Source organism: Xanthobacter sp., from assembly GCF_041911315.1.
GTDB lineage: Bacteria > Pseudomonadota > Alphaproteobacteria > Rhizobiales > Xanthobacteraceae > Xanthobacter > Xanthobacter aminoxidans.
Genome location: NZ_JAYRPE010000027.1, coordinates 74,178 through 94,959 on the forward strand (window position 1 = coordinate 74,178; position 20,782 = coordinate 94,959).

Below are 20,782 nucleotides of genomic sequence, written 5' to 3' on the forward strand. Positions count from 1 at the left end.
GCATTAGGCGGGGAAACAATGCCGCTCGCGCAATCGGGGGCGGGATGGACGATTTTTCAGTCCATAAGATGTGAGATCTCACCTGCAACGTCTGCGGCGGTCTGCCTGAGCAGTTTCAACGTCTGCACGGTTCTGCGCGCACCAGTCTCTCCAAGGAAGAACATGTGGTTGCCCGGCAGCGTCGCGCTCAGCCGCGGGGCGGCGGTCCTGACGTGCTCGACCAGCGCCGCCCATGTCTCGGCGGAAAGCGCGGCGAGCTTGTCCGGTTGCGAGAAAACGAGACCTTCGCACAGCTGCTGGGTGATGTAGACGCCCCAGGTGGAGCGGTCGGTGAGCACGTGCCGGGCGTCGATCGCAGAGGTATGCGTCATTAAGGCGAGCGGCGGAAAGGCGCGATACTGCGCGGTGCCGACCTCACGCGCGTCTGCGGCCGGGTCGGGAACGAACGCTTCGTCCCGGTAGCGCATGGCCGATGCCGCAAGCCCGACCGGGAAATCGCCGGTCATCTCGCGGGCGAACACGTCGGCATCGAGCACCAAGTGGTCCGCCACCGCGTTCTGATCCGCGAGGCATCGGAGCAGCCAGTCGAGGTAGGCGCCCGTGATCGCGGCGAGGCCGCTTTTGGCTGGCTTCAGGTGGTCGAGGCCGGGCAGGGTATTGGGAAGCGCCGTTGCGGCGGCCATCGCGATGAAAAGCTCGATGCCCTTTCCCCGGCCGCGCAGGGCGGCATGAAGCGGCTCTGCAATCCGCCCCGCCATGCTCCAGCCGAGCACGATGGCGTTGGCCGGCAGGTCATTGCGGTCCATGTAGCGGGCGATGATCTCGGCGCTTTGCTCAGCCCAGTCGGTGACCGAGAACTGCGGGAATGCGGCGTCGAACACAGCCCTGTTGTCGATGGGATAGGACAGGATCAGCGACGGGAAGCCATCCTCATGCAGCCAATGGCAAAGGAAATCGGCGGCCCTTCCTCCGGGCGGTCCATAGGCGATGCGGCCGAGCACCCCGCCTCCTGTGACGAACACCACAAGGGGAAGGCCCTCGCGCCCCGGCTCGAACCGCACCAGAGCCGGATAGCCGGCCGCCTCGGTCAATTCCTCGCCCGGATAGAGCATCGGGGATCTCGTCTGTGCTTGGGCCGGAGCGCGCCATGCCGCGGCCAAGGCTATACCGAGCATGGCGGCTTGACGACGATTGAGGTCCCCGACACCCATTGTCGAAAGCTCCATGTCCCGCCAGTCGCCGGAGCCTATCAGCCCACGTTGCGGCGCGTCGCATAGCCCGCGGGCAGATCCTCGGGCGCGCAGGCGATGACGCTTTCGTCGTCGCGGCCGCACTCCTCCACGAAGGTGATGTCGGCGAACTCGTCGACGAGCATGGTCGGATAGGTCGGCTCCGCGTCGCGATACTGGCGCATCAGGTCGATCTTTTCGTTCTGGAAGCCGATGATCTTCTTCGGTTCCTCCTCGATCCAGCGCGGGAAGAAGGTGGCGCCGTGGGCGCGGTTCTCATTGAGATTGTAGGCGACGCTCACGCAGGTGCCGGTCGGCTCGTGCCAGGAGACCTTGTACACGCCGTCGGCGAGGCGGACGATGTGGACCTCCTGGCCCTTCACCCAGCGCCCGCCGACCATGCCGCCATGCACGCGGTAGTCGATGGTGCGGTCGTTCTTGAAGTACATCTCATACTGCCAGCCATTGGCATAAGTATAGATGATGTGCTTGCCCACGAAGGCGGCGATCTCCGCCGTATGGGTGGAGTCGAATGCGTCGGTCATGGCTTTCCTCTCTCCGGCGCTGGGCTGATGCCCGGACCGGCTGTTGTTGACGTGGGGTGGATGGGCGACGTTTACGTGAATCCGTACTCGCTCCAGCGCCGCCGCACGCGGTCGACAATGTCCGCCGGATAGCCATGGCGGAACGATGCCCGCATCGGCAGGGCTTCGCCCCATTCGTCCGGTGCAAGGCAGTTGTAGACGACCTTGCCGGTGTGGCCTGAGACCTTCTCGCTCCTGCGGAGATAGGCGAGAAGCGGCGCGGCCTCGATGTCGTCGAACACGGCATGGCCGAGCAGGGGATGGCAGCGCGTGGCGAAGGCCCAGACCAGTTCCTTCAGGTCCGTCGGATCGACGTCGTCATTGAGCACGATCACCTTGGGGATCACCGCCCCCGCCTTGCTCGCGAACACCGTCTGGCCGATCCGCCGGCACAACGCCTCGCTCTCGCCGACGCCGCTCCGGCGGCGCCAGTCGCGCGGAACGGTGACCACCAGCCAGTGCAGCGCCGACTGCAGCGGGATCCAGGCCGTGGTGGCCGGGATGCCGCTTTGGCGCAGGTCGTGGAGGAGCTGAGCCGAACTGGGCAGGCCCCAGGCGGTGTGGTTCTCCTCCACCGGTTCGCCGGCGACCACCACCGGCAGGATGGCGTTGTCGCGGTGGCTGATGGCGGAAACCCGGTAGGTGGGCCGGCGCGCTGGCGTATCGAGAGGGATGTAGCCGGCGAACTCGCCCATGGGGCCTTCCTCGACGAGTTCGTCGAGATGGAGGTGTCCCTCGATCAGGATCTCCGCGCTGGCGGGAGCGTCAAGCTCGACCGTCCTGCACCGCACGGTCCTGATCGCGCGCCCCATCAGCGCACCGAGGCGCCCGCTCTCGTTGACATGGGCCGGCAGCGGCATGCCGCAAATGAAGGGAATGGAGGGCTCCACCCCGAGCGCCAGCGCGAACGGCATCGGCTTGCCCAGATCCGCCCAGGCCTTCGCCACCATGCCGAGGTGCTGCTCCGGCGCCACGATGCCCGAGAGGCGCGTGCCGTCGACCACCATCATCCGGGCGATGGACCAGTTGGTCCAGGCGGCGTCTGGCGTGCGTGCGACGATGCAGCCGAAGGTGTTGAGATAGCGCCCGCCGTCCCCATAGTGCAGCAGCGGCGCGGGAAGCGCGGCGAGATCCACCGCGTCCCCGGTGAGCATGTTCTCGAACACCGGCGCATCGTCCACGACCACGGGGGCGATGGCCGGCCTGTCGAGGCTCGCAGCAATGGCCTCGGCGATCGCGAGACCGCCCGTGGTCGGCGGCAGCTCCAGCGCGACAGCAACGCGCACGAGCTCCATGCCGGGCTGCGCGCTGGTGCCGCCCGGAGCACCAAGGATGCGGAAGCGACCGGGGTGGTCGGAGAGAACGTTGAACAGGGGCGCCGGCGCCCCGGTCTCGATGCAGCGCCGGATGATGGCGCCGAGTTCCAGATCGAGGGAGACCGGCGCGTCGATCTCCTGGATTTCCCCGAGGCTGCGCAGGGCCTCGATATAGAGGCGCAGATCGGTGAGGGGCATCAGGCGTCTCCCCTGGCGCGCGCGGCGGCGGGAGGAACTGCGTCCGGCTGGCTACCCCATCGATTGAACAGGCCTGCGTCGAGGTCGTACAGATCGAGCACGCGCCCGACGGTATGGTTCACCATCTCCTCCAACGAGGCGGGTCGGTCATAGAAGGCCGGCACCGGCGGGAAGACGATGGCGCCGTTCTCGGTGGCCTGCGCCATGGCGCGGATGGGGCCCGCATGCACGGGCGTCTCGCGGAACATGAGGACCACCCGGCGGCGCTCCTTCAGGCAGACGTCGGCCGCGCGGGTGAGCAGGCCGTCGGTGTTGCCGGCGGCGATGGCGGACAGGCTCCGTACCGAACAGGGGGCGACGATCATGCCCATGGTGCGGAACGAGCCGGAGGCGATGGCGGCGCCGATGTCGGCATCCAGATAGTTGAAGTCCGCCATGGCGCGGACGTCGCGCACCTTCAGCTCGGTTTCGTGGGCAAGGGTGCGCTCACCCGGCTTCGACATGACGAGATGTGTCTCGATGTCGAGGCTCCGCAGCACCTCGAGGGCGCGCAGCCCGTAGATGATCCCGGTGGCGCCGCTGATCCCGACGATCATGCGCCGGCGTGGCGCAGGGATGACGTGCTCTTGCATGGCGTGCGTCCGGTCCCGGTTCGATAGAACGGAGCCTAGCCAGCCGGGCCATAGGCCTCATCGTCAGAACTGTCTATGCGGGACGCGGGCCGACCGAACACCCTTCAACGCCGTTGCGGCACGAGTGCGCCGAGGGTCGCCATGGTGCGCTCGAAGTCGCGCAGGTTCTCTGCATCCGACTTGCCCAAGATCGATCGGATCTGGCTGCGGACGGTCATGAGCGAGACACCGCGTCCGCGCGCCACATCCTCGGCGCTGGCACCGCCGGTGAGCGCGACGGCGACCTCCGCCTCAGCGCGGCTGAAGCCGAACATCTCGCACAGCATGTCCGCCTGTGGCACCACCTTGCGATTGAGCGGCCGCAGGAGGATGAGGGCCAAGGGCTCCCTGGCATCGCCTTCGTCCCGCCCGCTCACGTCATTGGCAAGGCCCCGCGGCGCCGGGGCGACCGTCAGCGCGGCAATGGTGCCGTTGCGCGAGGTGACACGCATAGCACCCCCGGAGCCCCCTGAAGTGGAGGAGGCAACGAGCTTGCGGAGCATGCCGGCCTCTTCGCGGGACATGGCCGCGAGGTACACGCCACTGCCGGCATAAGGACCCGAGCGCATGGAGAACAGACCGGAATCGGGAACAGCCAGATACCTGCGGGCGAGATCGTTGATGAAGCGGATCTTCAGCCCCGCATCGACGACACTCACGCCCACGGGAAGCGCATCCAGGGCGGCCCGTGTCAGGGCCACAGCCTCGTCGTCCCGCCCCAGCCGTGCGCGCAGCTCAATGGCGCGCTGCACGTGCGGCATGAGCGTCTTCAGCAGGCGGACATGGGTTTCGTCGAATGCTCCCGTGTCGTCGCCGCGGGACACCAATATCGGAGTCGCCTCCGTGAGGCCGGCCATGCCGCCGATCACATGACGACGCTCGTGATGTCGCGCAAAGTCGAAGTAATATTCGCTGCGGAGGAGTTCTGTTTCGGCGACAAGCTCGGCGCCAAGCTTCGCGTTGCCGAGGTGGTGGGCCCGCGCTGTCGCAAAGTCGTAGCGGGCCTTGGCAGCATAGGGGTCTCTGGCGTGGAAATAGGCCGAATAGGCGGTCTCGCTGCCGTCGGCAGGCATCAGCAAGTTGCGAGCCCCTCCGGGACCTCCGATGACCAGCAGGGCGCGCCGGGCATCCATGATCCGGCAAATCCGGTCGCCGACGTCGAACCAACTGCCGTCCCCGGCGCCGGCCTGGTAGATAGCGCCGACGCAATCGGCGAGCTCGCGCTCCGTGTCTTTCACGCTGGGGCAACCTTGAAGGTAGCCGGAAGATGCCAGAGAATTGCAGGCCTTACAACGCATCCTGACCTAGAGGAGGGAGTGCGGCTAAGGCGGCGTTACCCGGGTCCTCCGTTCTTCTTTCAAGTCGAACAACAATCTTGGGCACCTCACCACTTCTGTTGATGTGCGTTCCAATGCCGTAGCGATAGGCTGCCGTCTCATAAGCCCACGCCGGGCGGCCCATAAGCCACCGACGGATCTGTTTCAGGGACGATCACCAGATCAAGCCGTTTACCGCATCCGGCTGATAGCCAGAGGTGACGTGAGGGAGACCTGTCGTCATGGACGCTGCATTCCTCGATTTGAGCGTCCCAACGCGCGACGCGGCCGGACACAAGACGGTCGCGGATGAAGCGGACCTCATTGCAGTCCTGCAAGAGATCGTCGGTCGATCGCACGTTCTGACGAGCCCGGAGGCGACGCGGCGCTTTCGCACCGGCATAAGGTTCGGTTCCGGCCCGGTGGTCGCCGTGGTGCGGCCCGGCTCGCTGGTGGAGCAATGGCGCGTCCTGAAGGCCTCTATCGCGGCGGACAAGATCGTCATCATGCAGTCGGCCAACACCGGGGTCACCGGCGGCTCGACCCCCGACGGGGACGATTACGACCGTGGCGTCGTGCTCATCAACACCATGCGTATCGAGGGCCTGCACTTGATCAACGACGGGACGCAGGTGGTTTGCCTGCCGGGCACGACCCTGTTCCATCTGGAAAAGGCCCTGGACAGGATCGGCCGCGCGCCGCACTCGGTGATCGGCTCGTCGTGCATCGGCGCGTCGGTGTTCGGCGGCGTCTGCAACAATTCCGGCGGCGCCCTGATCCATCGTGGCCCGGCCTTCACCCAGCTCGCTCTGTTCGCGCGGCTGGATGAGGCGGGCAGCCTGCATCTCGTCAATCATCTCGGCATCGCGCTGGGCAATGATCCGGAGACGATCCTCCGGCGGGTCGAGAGCGGCGATTTCACCCCCGCCGACATCGTCAACGACCCCACCCGTGCCGCCTCCGACCATGACTATGCGGACCATGTGCGCGACATCGCGGCGCCAACCCCGTCCCGCTTCAATGCCGATCCGCGTCGCCTGTTCGAGGCCTCCGGCAGCGCCGGCAAGGTGATGCTCATGGCGGTGCGGCTCGACACCTTCCCGAAGGAGAAGGAACAGGTCGTCTTCTACATTGGCTCGAACGACACCGGCGAACTCGAAGGCATCCGCCGCCATATCCTCGGACACTTCAAGAATCTGCCGATCGAAGGCGAGTACATGCACCGGGACTCCTTCAATTGCGCGGAGGTCTATGGCAAGGACACCTTCGTGGTGATCAACACACTCGGCACGGACATGATTCCGCGGCTGTACGCCCTTGAGGCGGCGTTCGACAATATCTGCCGGCGCTTCAGCTTTCTGCCGAAGAACCTCAGCGCCAAGATGCTGCAGGCCCTGAGCCATCTCTTCCCCAAGCATCTGCCTAAGCGAATGACCGACTATCGCGACCGCTTCGAGCACTATCTTCTTCTGAAGATGGGGGACGACGGGATCACGGAGGCGCGCGCCTATCTGAAGTCGATCTTCCCGTCGAAGACCGGCGACTATTTCGAGTGCACGCCCGATGAAGGCGACAAGGCCTTCCTGCACCGCTTTGCCGCTGCCGGCGCGGCGATCCGCTACCGCGCGGTGCACGACCGCGAGGTGGAGGATATCGTGGCGCTCGACATCGCGCTGCGCCGCAACGACGAGAACTGGTTCGAGACGCTACCCGCGGACATCGAGAAGCACCTGATCCGCGAGCTCTATTGCGGCCACTTCTTCTGCCACGTCTTCCACCAGGACTATATCGTGGCAAAGGGCAGCAATTGCGAGGAGATCGAGCACGCCATGTGGAAGCTGCTCGATGAGCGCGGCGCGGAATATCCCGCCGAGCACAATGTGGGGCATCTCTACTTCGCAAAGCCCGCAATGGTCGACCATTTCAAGGCGCTCGATCCCTGCAACACGTTCAATCCGGGGATCGGTCGCACCACCAAATGCGCGCACTGGATGCCGCGCGGACAGGCCGGTGCACCCGGCACCTTCCGGTGCGGCGGCTGACCATTTGAAATACCAAGTACGGCGCACGCCACTCGGCAGGCTCCGGCAAGATCATTGGAGCGAACATGACGACCCGGACCGGTGGCGAGCTCATCCAGGATTTCCTTGAGACTTATGAAATTCCGTTTGTTTTCGGCAATCCCGGAACCACGGAGACGACCTTTCTCGCGGCGGTGGCGGCCTCGAAGGCCACCTATGTGCTGTCGCTGCATGAATCGAGCGCGGTGGGCATCGCCGCCGGCTATGCGCTGATCACCGGCAAGCCGTCCATCGTCAGCCTGCACACCTATCCCGGCCTCGCCAACGGCATGTTCAACATGCGCAACGCGCTCATGTCCGGCGTGCCGCTGCTGGTCATCAACGGGCAGCAGGATTCCCGGTTCCTCATCCACAATCCGGTGCTCGGCGCGCCCAATGTCCAGTTGGCGGAGACCGCCACCAAATATGCCTATGAGGTGACGCGCACGGACGATCTCGCCGTCGCCCTGCAGCGCTGCTACCTGCATGCACGGCTCCAGCCGACCGGTCCCATTTTTCTCTCCATTCCCATGAACTTCATGCTGGAGGAGACCGAGCGTACGACGTTCAAGAAGACGCGCATCATTGAGGATGTGGCGCCACGCGCCATCGGCGAGGTGGCCGCCGCCCTCGCAGCGGTGCCGAGGGGCAAGCTCGCCATTGTCGCCGACTATGCGGTGGGCGCGGCGCACGGCATAGACGCCGTCAGCCGCATCGCCAGCGCGCTCGGCGCCGACATCTATGCCGCGCCCTTCCATGTGCAGGGCACGGTTGATCCGCTGCATCCGAACTTCCGCGGCCAGCTTCCGCCCACCACGAAGGCGATCAACAAGACGCTCGGCCGCTACCACACCATGCTGCTGATCGGCGAGAAGGTGGACAGTTTCACCTATGATGGCCTCCAGGCGCTGCCGCCGGAATTGCAGGTCATCCAGATCGCGCCGGCGGCCAGCCAGCTGGGCTTCGACTTTCCCTGCGACATGGCGGTGCTCGGCGACATCCGCGCGACACTCGATGCGTTGGCGACGGCGCTCGGCGCCGACACGGCGCAAGCCGCCGCGCGGACGGTCGACGAGGCAGCTCTGGACGCGAAATATCCCGCTTCGGGAGCGCACGCGAGCGATGCGCTGATCCTGGCGGTGCTGCGCCATCTCGACCGGTCCACCCACGTCATCACGGAAGGCTCGTCCGAGGACGCCATCGTGCAGGACATGGCGGTGAGCCTTGGCTTCCGGAACGTGCATTTCTCGCCGCGCGGCGGCGGTCTGGGCTGGGCCCTGCCGCTGGGCGTCGGCATCGGCCTAGCGAGCGGCCAGCATGCCGCCTGCTTCGTCGGCGACGGCGGGAGCCTGTTCTCGATCCACGCACTGTGGACGGCGGCGAAGTATTCCATCCCGTCCATCTTCATCTGCTTCGTAAACAACGAATACCGGCTGCTGAAGGACCTGTGGTGCAACGTGATGGGGACGACCATCGCGACCACGCACTTCGTCGGCCTGGACTTCAGCGATCCCGATGTAGACATGCGCAAGATTGCCGAGGGGTTCGGCGCGCGCGTCGAGACGATCGACGCTGTCGAGAGCGTCAGCGACGTGCTCGCCCGCGCGCTGGCGCATCAAGGTCCGAGTTTCCTGATCATCAATCGCGAGCCGTGAGCTAGCGGCGGCGCCTCATCGCCCGCCGCATCCCATCGAAACAGAATTGGGAGACATCCGTGTCCGGAGATTTCGAGAAAGAGCTGACGCGGCGCGTGTGGACCGACGATGCGTTCGCCGCGCAGGTGGAGAGCGACCCGGTCGGGGCGCTCAAGTCCATGGGCGTCGCGGTGCCGGCCAGCGTCAAGGTGAAGGTGGTGGTGCAGCGGCGCGACCGGGTCTACTTCACCATCCCGCCCGCCCGCGCACCGCAATCGCCCCCGCCGCCGGCGCCGCTGAACCAGATGGACCTGTGGTCCAGCCAGGGCCTGTTCATCTGGCTCGTGCCCGTGGCCGCCAAATTCAAGCTGCTGGCCCTGCGCAACGCGGCCCGCACCGAGGGAGATCAGCCGTGAGCAATGCCGATTTCGTCGAGAAGAATTACGAGCGCATCGCCACCGATCCCGATTACCGCGCAAAGCTCCTCGCCGACCCGGTCGGGGTGGTCTGCGCCGAGTTCGGCTACACGCCGGGCCCGGATTTCAAGATCGAGATCATCGAGCAAGCGGAGGACACCATCGTCATCATGGTGCCCCCGACGCCCGAAGCCGGTGAGGACATGGAGCAGGCGCTCACCGAGGTGACGGAGCGGGTCTTCGACCTGCTCTTTTCGTCCGGCATCGGCGGCTTCTTCATCCCGGACGACAGGCAGAAATGGGTGGTGCGAGAGATGCGCCTCGCCGCGCAGAAGAAGACGGGGCTCGACATCTCGCAGTTGTAGGGCGCGCCGGCGCGAAGATCAGGCGCGGTGAGCCCGAGTCCGGGGGGGGGGGATGCACATGACGGCCAAGACCGGGAAGCCGGGCTTCTGGGACAATCTCATCGCGCCGAAGGGCGGCCTGTTCGGCGCGCAGCTCGCCGGCTGGACGCCGGGACCCGCCGCGAAGTCGGGGCTGGGCTGCCGCGTCCTCGCAGACCAGATGGTCGAGGTGGCACCCTCCATCGCGCTCGCCGCCGATGTCTATGTGCCCAAGGCACCCGGCCGCTATCCTGCGGTCGTCTGCTTCGCCGCCTATTCCAAGGAGTTACAGGCCGCCGGCGTGCCTGCCGGCAACAACGAGACTGGCAGCCCGCCGGTCTTCACCGACCGCGGCTATGCCCATGTCATCGTCACCCGCCGTGGCATGGGCCGCGCGGGCGGCGCCGACGCCGTCTATCTCAACGACACGGACGTGGAGGACCACGCCAAGGTCATCCAATGGGCGGCGGCCCAGCCCTGGTGCGACGGGCAGGTGGTTCTGTTCGGCACTTCATACTACGGGCTGACCCAGCCGCAGGTGGCGCGGCTGCGCCCGCCGGCGCTGAAGGGCTTCTTCACCAACGAGATGTGCACGGACTTCTTCCGCCACATCGCCATGTTCGGCGGCGCGCCGCAGCCGGATTTCTTCGCGCTCTGGATGGGGGCGAACTTCACGCCCCTGCAGTTCAGGCTGCGCGTGCCGCCGCTGCTGCGCGCGGTGGTGAGCCACATCACCAACTCAGCCCTGAAGCACCTGTGGTGGCCGCAGCTGAAGAAGCGCATGACGCGGATCATGAAGACCTTCCAGCGGGAGGTGCCGGCGCTCCAGACGCGCCGCCTGTTCGCCGCCCTCATGCTCGACGGCAAGACCCGGGCGACGAGCGTGCTGCCGTCCGGTCCGTCCGGCGCGCTGGGGGACATCGAGGTGCCGTTCGTGGTGGTGCAGAATGCCGGGTACCTCAACCTGCACCAGTTCGGCGCCTACGATCTGTTCGAGAATGCCGGCACGCCGAGGAACCGGCGCTGGCTGATCGTCGGCCCGGCGACCTACGACCTGCCGGTCTATGCCTGGCAGCTGGAGGCGCTGGCCTTCTTCGACCATCTCGTCTACGGCGCGTGCAACGGCTATGCCGCGCAGCCGCGGGTGCGATACTGGATCGAGGGGGCGAAGGACTATCGCAGCGCTTCCGACTGGCCGCTGCCCGGCAGCACGGCACTGCGCCTTTACCCCGCCTCCAATGGCCCCGACGCTGCAACCCATCGCCTCGACAGCGCGCCGGGCGAAGGCGGGGCGAACCGATGGGCGGCGGTGCCCCTCGGCGCCATCGTGACGGCGGGTTTCGACGAGGTGGAGACCCAGCGCCTCACCTTCGAGCTGCCGATAGAGGAGGAGATGGAGCTGACCGGCCCGGTGACGCTGAGCCTCTCCTTCAGCTCCAACGAGATCGACTCCCACGTGGTGGCCCGCACCGGCATCGTCTCGGCAGACGGCGGCTACCAGATCCTCTCCATCGGGACGATCCGCCCTGCCTGCCGCAGGATCGACGCGGCGCGTTCCACTGCGACCGAGATCGCCATCGACATCGATGCGCCCGAGCCGCTCACCCCCGGCGTCCCGGTGACGCTGCGCTTCAGCCTCACGCCGCAGCCCTTGGTGCTGAAGCCAGGCGAGCGGCTGCGCCTCGACATCGCCAGCCGCACCGATCTCCTGCGCAGCGACGTCAGCCACGGGCACGCGCAGTTCGACATGCAGGTGCCGCCCTATTACGCGCGCAACACCCTCCATTACGGACATGACACCTACATCGAACTCGCCCGGGCCGGCGAGTGCAGGAGCGATCTTTATGTCTGAAGCGACCCCCGCGCTCGTATCCACCGCGTTGAGCGGGTACGAACTGCTGGCCGACCCCCAGCTCAACAAGGGCACGGCCTTCTCCGAGGAAGAGCGCGACGCGTTCCATCTGCACGGATTGCTGCCGCCGCATGTCTCCACCCTCGACGAGCAGATCTCCCGCGCCCTGCAGTCGCTGCGCCAGTTCGAGACCGATCTCGAACGCTATGCCTTCCTGCGCGAGTTGCAGGACATCAACGAAACCCTTTTCTACGCGACGCTGGTCGGGAACCTGGAAGAGCTGCTGCCCATCGTCTACACGCCGACCGTCGGCGCCGGCTGCCAGCAGTTCAGCCGCCTCTATCACAAGCCGCGCGGCCTGTTTCTCAGCATTCCGCATCAGTCAAGGCTCGACCAGATCTTCGCGCAGCCGCGCTTCGACGCGGTGGAGGCGATCGTCGTGACCGATGGCGAGCGCATCCTGGGGCTGGGAGACCAGGGGGCGGGCGGCATGGGCATCCCCATCGGCAAGCTCGCGCTCTATTCTGGCTGCGGCGGCCTGCATCCGGCGACCACCCTGCCGATCCTGCTCGATGTGGGAACGGACAATGCCGACTGCCTCGCCGATCCGCTCTATGTGGGCTGGCGCCACGAGCGGGTGCGAGGCCAGGCGTATGACGACTTCATCGAGGCCTTCGTCTGTGCCGTCATCCGGCGCTGGCCCAAGGTCCTCCTGCAATGGGAGGATTTCGCCAAGGGCAATGCGACGCGCCTGCTGGAGCGCTATCGCGACCGGCTCTGCACTTTCAACGATGATGTCCAGGGCACGGCGGCGGTGGCGACCGGCACCTTGCTGGCGGCCATCAACGTCACCGGCGTGCCACTGACCGAGCAGCGGGTGGCAGTGTTCGGCGCCGGCTCGGCCGGCTGCGGGATTGCAGGCCTGATCCGCACGTCCATGTGCGATGCCGGCCTGTCGGACAGCGAGGCGGCACGACGCTTCTTCATGATCGATCGTGATGGGCTGCTGATGGACGGTATGCCCGGTCTTGCACCCTTCCAGACCCCCTTCGTGCAGAGCAGACGGGCCATCGAAGGCTGGACGCTCGACCATCCCGACACGATTGCGCTCCTCGACGTGGTGCGCAATGCACGGCCGACCGTGCTGATCGGCGTCTCCGGCCAGGCGGGCGCCTTCGGTGAACCGGTGGTCCGCGCCATGGCCGCGTGCAACCCGCGGCCGGTCATCTTTCCCCTGTCGAACCCCACCTCGCGCGCGGAAGCGACGCCGGCGGATATCGAGGCCTGGACCGATGGGCGGGCTCTGGTGGGCGTCGGCAGCCCGTTTCCCCCGCTCCCGCGCGACGGCACCCGCTTCAAGGTGGACCAGACCAACAATTCCTACATTTTTCCGGGAGTTGGCCTCGGCGTTCTGGCGGTCGGCGCGAGCCGCGTAACGGATGGCATGTTCATGGCGGCAGCGAAGGCGCTGGCAAATGCGTCGCCGGCGAGCCGCAACCCGAAGCACAATCTCCTGCCTCCGGTGAGCGCCCTGCGCGAGGTCGCGGCCAAGGTCGCCCTCGCGGTCGCGATGCAGGCGCACCGGGAAGGCGCCGCACCCGACGTCCCGGTCGATGAGATCCAGCAACGCATCCGCGCCAAGGTCTGGACGCCGCGTTACGTCCCGCTCACTGCACAGGGGACGTGCCCCCGGCACCCGCGCCGCGTGCGTCGGCGCATGGCCTCAGTTATGCGCAGACCGAGTCGAGCCTCCTGACGAAGCCGTCCGAGATGGCGCGGATCGTTGCCGGGGCGGCGAACTCTTCCACATAGACGATGTTGGCGACCAGCGTGCCGTCGTAGACCGACACGGAGACATTCGGGAATTTCTTCATCCAGCCCAAGGCATACTCGAATCCGGTCACGGCCAAATGCTCGACCGGCCAGTGGAACTGCACCGTCTGGATATCGGAAACATTGATGGCGACCGGCGCCTGCTGTGGGCTGCCGAATGCCCTGGGATAATTGATGTAGTCGTGAAAAATGCTGCCGTTGGCCAGTCCCTGATGGACATCGTCAAAGATGAAGCGGGCGATCTCGATCATCGGCCGGTCGAGGTCGGGGACGGGCGTGATGTGCCCGGTGATGGCGGTGAAGACCAGTTCGGGGGAAACGTGGGGCTCGAGCCGCCGGCGCATGTCCACCGATGATCGCATGAGAATCTGACGCGGGTGTCCGTCCGCGATATCACCTATGGCGAGCGCGAACGCGGCCAGCAGCAGCGCGTGCACCGAAGAGCCGGTGGCATGGCTCGCCGCCTTGATCCGATGCATCGCATCCGCCCCGATCACGACGCGTTCGAGCCGATGGGTCACGGGGCCGCCATCATGGGGCGCGGCCATGGGAATCTCGGCGAACACTCCGGAATAGGAAGACGGCGGCGCATTCGTTCCAAGCGCCGCCAGGCTGCGGCTCACAGCTTCATCGACCGGGGTCGGGAACGGCTGCACGCCGAGGGCCGGGGCCTCGCTGCGCACGACGCAATCGCACATGTGGGCGAGACAGGAATGCAGCTCGATCAGCGAGATTGCGTCCGTGATCGCATGGGATGTGAGCATGAAGACATCGAGCGCGTCATCGGCGGCGATGACGTGGATGGCATAGAGCGTCTTCGAAGTATCGAGGTCGGCGTTCAGCAGCTGGGCGTAGAGGGGCTCGGCGGAGCAGCTATCGGCGGGCAGCCAGGCCTCGATCGCCGATCGGTCATCGGACCGCTCCACGAAATACCCGTCCTCGACCACCGAGCGCAGGATTCCATACCGCGCTTCGAGATGCGCGACGGCCGCCTCGAACTGCGCCCTGCCGATCGTTCCGGAGATGCTGCTGCGGCTGACGACGATCATGCGTGTGGCAATGTAGATCAATTCCGTGGGCGAAGCTTCCCGATACATGCGCGAGACCGGCCGACTCTGTCCGTCCGGCGTTGCTTCACTGAGTTCCTTGTGCATGTGGCGTTCCTTAACTTGGCCAGATCGGAACATGCAGGATGTAGGAGGCCGCCGCTCGGGCGATCGGCGCTCGCTGGCCATCCGCCCCCCCCTGCGCTACCCGGCGAGCCGCGCGATCTCTCCAACGACACGCACGCGCACGCGGCGCGCATTGCCGGGGAGATAGGCGATCGGAATGTCCTCCACGTCGAGCGTCTGCACGGTGCCCGCCTCAGCGCCGGCTTCAATCGCCCGCCGCGTCGCCTCCCGCCGCGCTTCATCGAGCGCCGCGTCGCGCTCGACACCGGAGAAGATGCGGTCCACCTCGCCGCTCACCTGCGCAATGGCGGCGCCCACCGCATTGGCCACGGCATGGTGCTCGATGCGCACCACCTCCGAGACCCCCTCCATGTGATCGGGCACCAGAAAGCTCCCGCCGCCCACCGCGATGAGGGGTATAGGCGCGGCATCGGTCTTCATGCGGTCCACCACCTCCGCAACCATGTGTTCCATGTGTCGGAGGCTGTCGGCCACCAGGGGGCGGGGCAGCCTGCCCACGAGGCCCGGCTCTCCCAGCGCGATCCGTCCGGCCGCGACCGCGATGTCCGTGGCGGTCAGCGTATCGCCGCCGAAGCACAGCGCCTTTTCCGGCAGCCGGAAGCCGACGCTACCCGGACCGATCCGGCGCCCGTCATCGGCGATCTCCGTGCCGCCGCCGAGGCCGATGGAGATCAGGTCCGGCATGCGAAACAGCGTGCGCACCCCGCCGATCTCGACCATCGCATTGGCCTGGCGCGGAAACCCACCCTTGAGGCAGCCCACGTCGGTGGTCGTGCCGCCCACATCCACCACCAGCGCGTCGGTCAGGCCCGAAAGGAAGGCGGCGCCGCGCATGCTGTTGGTGGGACCGGAGGCGAAACAATAGACGGGATGGCGCTCGGCAACCGCCCCCTGCATGATGGTGCCGTCATTCTGCGTGAGATAAAGCGGCGCCGTGATGCCGCTCTCGCGCAGCGCCCGCACGAAGGCGGCGGTGGTGCGCTGGGCAAGCCCCTGCAGCCCGGCATTCAGCAGCGCCGCATTCTCCCGTTCGAGCAGGCCGATCCGCCCGATCTCGTGGGAGAGCGTGATGCGCGCCGCGGGCATCACCTCCCGCACGATTTCCGCGGCCTCGCGCTCGCAGGCATCGGTGAGCGGCGAGAACACGCTGGTGATGGCGACCGAGCTGATGCTGCTCTCCGCGATGCGCTGCGCCTCGCGCCGCACGGCCGCGCGATCCAGCGGCACCAGGGTCCGCCCGTCATATTCGTGACCGCCCGCCACCATGTGGATGCTGCCCCGCATGGCTGCCGCAAGGTCCTTCGGCCAGCCGATGAAGGGCGGCAGGCCGGCATTGGCGGGCAGGCCGATGCGCAGAGCAGCGACCCGGTCCAGATGGCGGCGCTCCACCACGGCATTGGTGAAATGCGTGGTGCCGATCATCACCGCTTCGATCCGCCCCAGGGCCGGATGGCCTGCAGCCGCGGCCACCAGATCGACCAGTGCCTGGCGCACGCCGTCCGCGACATCGACGGTGGTCGGTCGCTTCAGCGCGGCGAGCACCTTGCCGCCTTCGAGCAGGACGGCATCGGTATTGGTCCCGCCGACGTCTATTCCGATGCGGCTCATGCCGGCTCCTCCCCGAAGACGCTGCGAAATTCCACGTCGTGGCCGAAGGCGCGCGGGCCGACATGGCGCAGCCCCTCGGCGCTGCGGTGGATCGGTTGCGACGGCAGGGCGATGACCGTCACCCTCTGGCCGTAGCGCAGGCTCTCCGTGCCGATGGCCTCGCCCGAGATGGTGTCAAGCACGCAGATCAGGTCGGGCGTTGTGACGATCACCGCGCCGTCGCGCCGCCCGATGGTGAACTCGTTCTGGAAGGCGATGTCGAAGGAGGCGCCGGCATCCTCGCCGAGGCCCGCGAGGATGAGGGAGCCGCGCAGGAACCCCTCGGTGGTGCGGCGCTGCACATCCGTCACCTTGCCGGTGAAGAGCCGCTTCCCGCCGGCGGCGGCCACGGTCGCCTCGACCGGATCCTCATGCGCCGCCTTCGCGCCGCGCACCTCGCGCCCCAAAGCGATGGCGTGCGACAGGCTGCGCAGGACCGCGTGACGCTTCACCTCCGCGCCGGTGCGCGGGGCTTGGCAGGTGGTGGCGACCGAACCGTATTCCGTGCAGACCTTGCGCCGCACGCGCTCCATCTCATGCCAGCCGGACGCGGTGGGGATGATGACGTCATTGTCGCGGATGTCGGAAACGACGTGCGGGACCATCTGCAGCCCGGCAATCGAGAAGGTCTGCATCTGGGCCTCGGGGTAGGCCCGCCCCATGGCGTCCGCATCCACCACCGGCAGGCCCGATGCCGCGGCGACGAGGAGCGGCTGGAACGCGTTGCAGCCGCCGATCTCCACCGTCATCACGGCGCGGAACGGCCGGCCGAGGAAAGCCTCCATGACCCGCACCGGCTTCAAGGCGAAGGCGGCATCGGTCATCCGTTCCTGGAACACCAGCGGAGCGCCCATGGTCGAGACCACGGCCACGACATCGTCGTCGGCCAGTTCGTCGGGATCGAGAAGGGCAATCCGGCCGCCGTCCTCATAGAATTGCCGGGCGACGAGGTGGGAGGCATAGGGCGATCCGCCGCCTCCGGTCCCGAGAATCCAGGCGCCGATGGCCAGCAGGTCAAGCTCTTCCGCATCGAGGAGGCGAGGCATCGCAGGTCCTTCAGCTGTGAAGCGGGCGGTTGTTTCGCCCGCCGTGGCCATTGGGGGATGGTTTCACGCGACGGGCGGTCACCGCTCCGTCCCGATCCGCTGGAGATAGGGCACGAGCGCCTGCCAGTCCGCATCCTCCACCTGGGCGGCAAGGTAGCCGTCCGGACGGACCAGCGACAGGATTCCCCCGCCGTCTGATCTCAGTGCCGCCGCGGCCACGAGCCGGGGAAAGCGTGCGGCGAGTTCGGCTGCGCCAGCACCACCGCAGGCGGTGAACAGCGGCGTGTCGCCCACGCCGAACGGCACCTCCCCCGCTACCGGCCGCACCCGCGCGCCGGCCTTCGCTTCGCCTTGGCAGGGTCCGTTGAGCGGGCTGTCCGGATAGCCGATGGAGACTTCCGCCATCAGCCCCGTGATGGCCCGCTGCACCGGCGACAGCCCCATCAGGATATGGGCGACGAAGTCGCGCACATGCTGCAGCGTGTGGTCGGCCAGCGTACCGATCCGGGTCATGCGCCCGGAGGCCGCGATCACCCGTGCGCCGACCGGGCGGCGTTCCAGATCATAGCTTTCCAGCAGCGCCGGCGCGCTGGCGAGGCCGCGGATCACAAGAGCCAGCTTCCACGCCAGATTGATGGCGTCCTGCATGCCGGTGTTCATGCCCTGCCCGCCAGCCGGGCTGTGGATGTGAGCCGCATCGCCGGCGAGGAAGACCCGCCCGGACCGATAGTTCTCCACCTGCCGCTCGTTGATGCGGAAGGCGCTGACCCATTCCGTGCCAGTGAGTGTGATGCCCCCGGGGCCACGGGCGTCGATCATCTTCTGGAACGCCTCCTGGTCCAGCGCGACGGGCGGCGTTGCGGTCGAGGGGCCGAGGCTGGTGATGATGCGCGCGCGGTCGGGCGCCATGGGGAAGAACAGCAGCGGTCCGCCCTCATGCCAGAAGATGGCCATCTGCGAGGAGGGAAAGGGATATCCGCTCAGGTGAAAGTCACCCTGCGTCCAGTCGAGGCCGAGGGTATCGCCCAGGAAGTCGAGGCCGAGGTGATGGCGCACGACGCTGTGCGCGCCGTCGCAGGCCACCAGATAGGCATATGGCTCGGTGCGCTCCGTGCCGTCGGGCTCCCTCATGCGGGCGGAGAGGCCATCCTCGTCCTGCTCGAAACCGAGGAGCTCGACGCCGAGGTCGGGCGTGACGCCGTGAGCTGCGAGGTGACGCCGCAACACGGCTTCGGTGTCGTACTGCGGCACCATCAGCGCAAACGGATAGGGTGAAGGAATCTGGTCGAGCGACAGCGAGGCCACCGGACGGCCACCCGACAGGATGTTGGCAACGGTGACCTTGTTGCCCATGGCGATGATGTCCGCCGCCGCCCCGGAGCGGTCGAGCAGTTCCAGCGTTCGTGGCCACACCGCGACGGCCCGGGACGTGTGGGTCGCCTCGGGGACCTTGTCGATGATCCGTACCGGGACGCCGTATCGGGCCAGTTCCAGGGCCATTGTCAGGCCGACCGGCCCCGCGCCGGCGATGAGCACCGGATCCTTCATCCTGTCCTCCCCCTGATGTTGTGCTTCGGCCCGCCTAGCGGGGCGAACCTCGATCTTGCGTCGATGGTGGCTGCGCGGCGGCGCATTATTCCGTGGGCTGATCGTTCCTGTTGACGGGCGGCCCCAGGAATTCCACGTGCCATTTCAGCCCGAAGGCATTGAGCGCGGCCTGGTCGGGGATGCCATCGTGCATCACGCCGGCCAGCTCGGTGAAGAAGGCTGCCGCATCAAGCGCCGGAGCCATGAGGATGTACTGGCGCGCGGGCTTGTCGGTCACGTTGCAGAAGCCGTGCTCGACCCCACCGGGAATGCTCACCACGTCACCGGCCTCGGCATAGAAGCGCTGGCCGTCCGCCTCATAGAGATACCGGCCCTCGATGACGCGGAAGATCTCCGCCTCGCGGTGGCGATGCCGGGGCGGACCCGCGCCGGGGGCATTGATGGTCTCGATGAAGCAGAACTCGCCCGAACTCGCCGCCGGCGGCATGCGCACGAACAGGTCGAGCCCGATGGCGGGGATCTTGATGGGCGCTTCGGTTCCTTTCGAATGCAGGAACGAGATGGGCATGGGAGCCTCCGTGAGACCGCAGGTGATGGGATGATATCGATTTGATCCTAGTTTTCTTCCTCGAACAGCCAGATCTCGGCGGTGGGCTGGGGCAGGCCGCCGGTGCCTTCGCGCAGTCCGAGGAAGGCGGGGATGCGCCGCTGCTGCTCCGGCGTGAGAGACGCGATGAGAGGCTTCAGCGCGGCTGTCACGGTCTTGAGGTCCCGCGCCCGCAGCGCCTCGGCATCGGCGATGCGGTCCAGGATCTCGACGAAATCAGCCGGCGGAGGCGCCTTTGCCCGCTCGGCCCGGCGCTCGGCGGACAGCTTCGCCACCGCGCGGATGGCGGCCTCCACCGGCGGCCAGAGCTTCTGCTGTTCGGGACTGAGGGTCATCACCGTCTTCAGCGCGAGAAGGCGCGCCTCGAGCACGGCCTGGGCATCCGCCGCGCTGTAGAGTTCCACGACGGGCGGCGCCGGCGGCGCGCCGGCCGGCGGTGCCGTCTGGGCCTGCGCTGCGGGCATGGCGATGAGAAGAGCGCCCGTCAGGGCGGCCACAAGAGTGCAGTTCATGGTCAGGATCTTCCGTGTCGCTGGATTTGAGAGGAGACGGCCGTTGCCGTCACTGCCATCCGCCACCGGGCAGCCGACCGTGATAGGGGGTGTCGCGGCAGTGGCCCCACGGCCCGTGCCAGTAGCCCGGAGGGCAGCCATTGCCGAAGTAGCCGTAGGCGGGGGGCAGGTCGTAGACCCACCCGCCGCCCGGCACGCGGCCGGTATAGGGGGTGTCACGACAATGCCCCCACGGCCCACGCCACCAGCCCGGACCGCAACCTTGGGCGATGGGGGTCACGACGGCGGACTCTGGCACGGGAGGGCGCGCCAGAGGCATCGCCGAGGCCGGCAGCACCGCCAGCGTACCGAGCCACAGGCCGGAAATCAGTCCGAAGGTGTTTCGCATGGGATCACTCGCAGTGAGACGTCCCGGGCCTCGAAGATCGCAGCCCGCACCAAGGGGCCCCTTTGCGGACCCGGTGCCAGGGAATTATCTCCACCGCGCTCACGGCGCATCGACAGAACTGGTGATGCGCCCTGTCGTCTCCCGGCGCTCCGTCATCAAAACAGCCGCGACCATCGGCACCACCGGGGGCCGAGGCCGAACAGATCAAGCTAGGCTCAGGACTCATTGATCAGAGCCAGAAGATGACGACAGCTGCGATGCAGATGGCAGAGAAGAAGGTGTGAGCGCAACGGTCGTAGCGTGTGGCGATGCGGCGCCAGTCCTTGAGCTTGGCGAACAGGTTCTCGAC

The 20,782-nt window shown here is 67.0% G+C and carries 18 protein-coding genes and 1 pseudogene; 6 read left to right on the forward strand and 13 right to left on the reverse strand.

The genetic code is table 11. From position 1 onward, the window contains the following. Nucleotides 1–56: 56 nt before the first annotated feature. From ACE3QW_RS10450 to ACE3QW_RS10470, 5 genes are all read right to left on the reverse strand, one after another. Nucleotides 57–1,112 carry a hypothetical protein gene (locus ACE3QW_RS10450; RefSeq protein ID WP_374251442.1) on the reverse strand — a complete coding sequence of 352 codons (1,056 nt, stop codon included), beginning with the start codon at nt 1,110–1,112 and terminating at the stop codon, nt 57–59. A 137-nt stretch (nt 1,113–1,249) separates the two neighbouring features. Continuing rightward, nucleotides 1,250–1,774, reverse strand: a complete 525-nt coding sequence (locus tag ACE3QW_RS10455) for a phenolic acid decarboxylase (RefSeq protein WP_374251443.1) — start codon at nt 1,772–1,774, stop codon at nt 1,250–1,252. 71 nt (nt 1,775–1,845) lie between these two features. Then, nucleotides 1,846–3,327: a UbiD family decarboxylase gene (locus ACE3QW_RS10460; protein WP_374251444.1), complete on the reverse strand. Its 1,482-nt coding sequence runs from the start codon at nt 3,325–3,327 to the stop codon at nt 1,846–1,848. After that, nucleotides 3,327–3,959, reverse strand: a complete 633-nt coding sequence (locus ACE3QW_RS10465; RefSeq protein WP_374251445.1) for a UbiX family flavin prenyltransferase — start codon at nt 3,957–3,959, stop codon at nt 3,327–3,329. Before ACE3QW_RS10465 ends, ACE3QW_RS10460 begins: the two co-directional genes overlap by 1 nt. A 104-nt stretch (nt 3,960–4,063) precedes the next feature. Further along, nucleotides 4,064–5,236, reverse strand: coding sequence for a hypothetical protein (locus tag ACE3QW_RS10470; protein ID WP_374251446.1), 1,173 nt, complete (start codon nt 5,234–5,236; stop codon nt 4,064–4,066). Between the two features lie 320 nt (nt 5,237–5,556). Here ACE3QW_RS10470 and dld point away from each other — a divergent pair, with 320 nt between their 5' ends. The 6 genes from dld to ACE3QW_RS10500 all read left to right on the forward strand — a co-directional run bounded on the left by dld (nt 5,557) and on the right by ACE3QW_RS10500 (nt 13,415). Continuing rightward, a complete protein-coding gene (dld, locus tag ACE3QW_RS10475) occupies nt 5,557–7,356 on the forward strand; it encodes a D-lactate dehydrogenase (RefSeq protein ID WP_374251447.1) in 1,800 nt (599 codons plus the stop codon). A gap of 65 nt (nt 7,357–7,421) precedes the next feature. Further along, complete coding sequence (locus ACE3QW_RS10480) at nt 7,422–9,029, forward strand: thiamine pyrophosphate-binding protein (RefSeq protein WP_374251448.1); 1,608 nt, start codon at nt 7,422–7,424, stop codon at nt 9,027–9,029. A gap of 59 nt (nt 9,030–9,088) precedes the next feature. Continuing rightward, nucleotides 9,089–9,424, forward strand: a complete 336-nt coding sequence (locus tag ACE3QW_RS10485) for a hypothetical protein (protein WP_374251449.1) — start codon at nt 9,089–9,091, stop codon at nt 9,422–9,424. Beyond that, a complete protein-coding gene (locus ACE3QW_RS10490) occupies nt 9,421–9,789 on the forward strand; it encodes a hypothetical protein (RefSeq protein WP_374251450.1) in 369 nt (122 codons plus the stop codon). The genes ACE3QW_RS10485 and ACE3QW_RS10490 overlap by 4 nt, the downstream gene beginning before the upstream one ends. A gap of 58 nt (nt 9,790–9,847) precedes the next feature. Beyond that, the gene (locus ACE3QW_RS10495) at nt 9,848–11,659 is read left to right on the forward strand and encodes a CocE/NonD family hydrolase (protein ID WP_374251451.1); all 1,812 of its coding nucleotides are present in this window, start codon (nt 9,848–9,850) and stop codon (nt 11,657–11,659) included. Further along, nucleotides 11,652–13,415: an NAD-dependent malic enzyme gene (locus ACE3QW_RS10500; protein ID WP_374251452.1), complete on the forward strand. Its 1,764-nt coding sequence runs from the start codon at nt 11,652–11,654 to the stop codon at nt 13,413–13,415. Before ACE3QW_RS10495 ends, ACE3QW_RS10500 begins: the two co-directional genes overlap by 8 nt. On the opposite strand, the gene ACE3QW_RS10505 is transcribed toward ACE3QW_RS10500, so the two are convergent. The 8 genes and pseudogenes from ACE3QW_RS10505 to ACE3QW_RS10540 all read right to left on the reverse strand — a co-directional run. After that, complete coding sequence (locus ACE3QW_RS10505) at nt 13,387–14,646, reverse strand: hypothetical protein (RefSeq protein WP_374251453.1); 1,260 nt, start codon at nt 14,644–14,646, stop codon at nt 13,387–13,389. The genes ACE3QW_RS10500 and ACE3QW_RS10505 overlap by 29 nt on opposite strands. Before the next feature lie 96 nt (nt 14,647–14,742). Beyond that, on the reverse strand, nt 14,743–16,293 hold the full coding sequence (locus ACE3QW_RS10510; protein WP_374251454.1) for a hydantoinase/oxoprolinase N-terminal domain-containing protein: 1,551 nt from the start codon (nt 16,291–16,293) through the stop codon (nt 14,743–14,745). Then, on the reverse strand, nt 16,290–17,378 hold the full coding sequence (locus ACE3QW_RS10515; protein ID WP_374251455.1) for a DUF917 domain-containing protein: 1,089 nt from the start codon (nt 17,376–17,378) through the stop codon (nt 16,290–16,292). Before ACE3QW_RS10515 ends, ACE3QW_RS10510 begins: the two co-directional genes overlap by 4 nt. Before the next feature lie 78 nt (nt 17,379–17,456). Continuing rightward, the gene (locus tag ACE3QW_RS10520) at nt 17,457–18,926 is read right to left on the reverse strand and encodes an FAD-dependent monooxygenase (RefSeq protein ID WP_374251456.1); all 1,470 of its coding nucleotides are present in this window, start codon (nt 18,924–18,926) and stop codon (nt 17,457–17,459) included. Between the two features lie 85 nt (nt 18,927–19,011). After that, complete coding sequence (locus ACE3QW_RS10525; protein WP_029557040.1) at nt 19,012–19,494, reverse strand: cupin domain-containing protein; 483 nt, start codon at nt 19,492–19,494, stop codon at nt 19,012–19,014. A 47-nt stretch (nt 19,495–19,541) separates the two neighbouring features. Then, on the reverse strand, nt 19,542–20,045 hold the full coding sequence (locus ACE3QW_RS10530) for a Spy/CpxP family protein refolding chaperone (RefSeq protein ID WP_374251457.1): 504 nt from the start codon (nt 20,043–20,045) through the stop codon (nt 19,542–19,544). Between the two features lie 49 nt (nt 20,046–20,094). Then, nucleotides 20,095–20,433, reverse strand: a complete 339-nt coding sequence (locus ACE3QW_RS10535) for a GCG_CRPN prefix-to-repeats domain-containing protein (RefSeq protein WP_250167611.1) — start codon at nt 20,431–20,433, stop codon at nt 20,095–20,097. A 229-nt stretch (nt 20,434–20,662) separates the two neighbouring features. After that, a pseudogene (locus ACE3QW_RS10540) lies at nt 20,663–20,782 on the reverse strand (IS5/IS1182 family transposase); the annotation flags it as partial.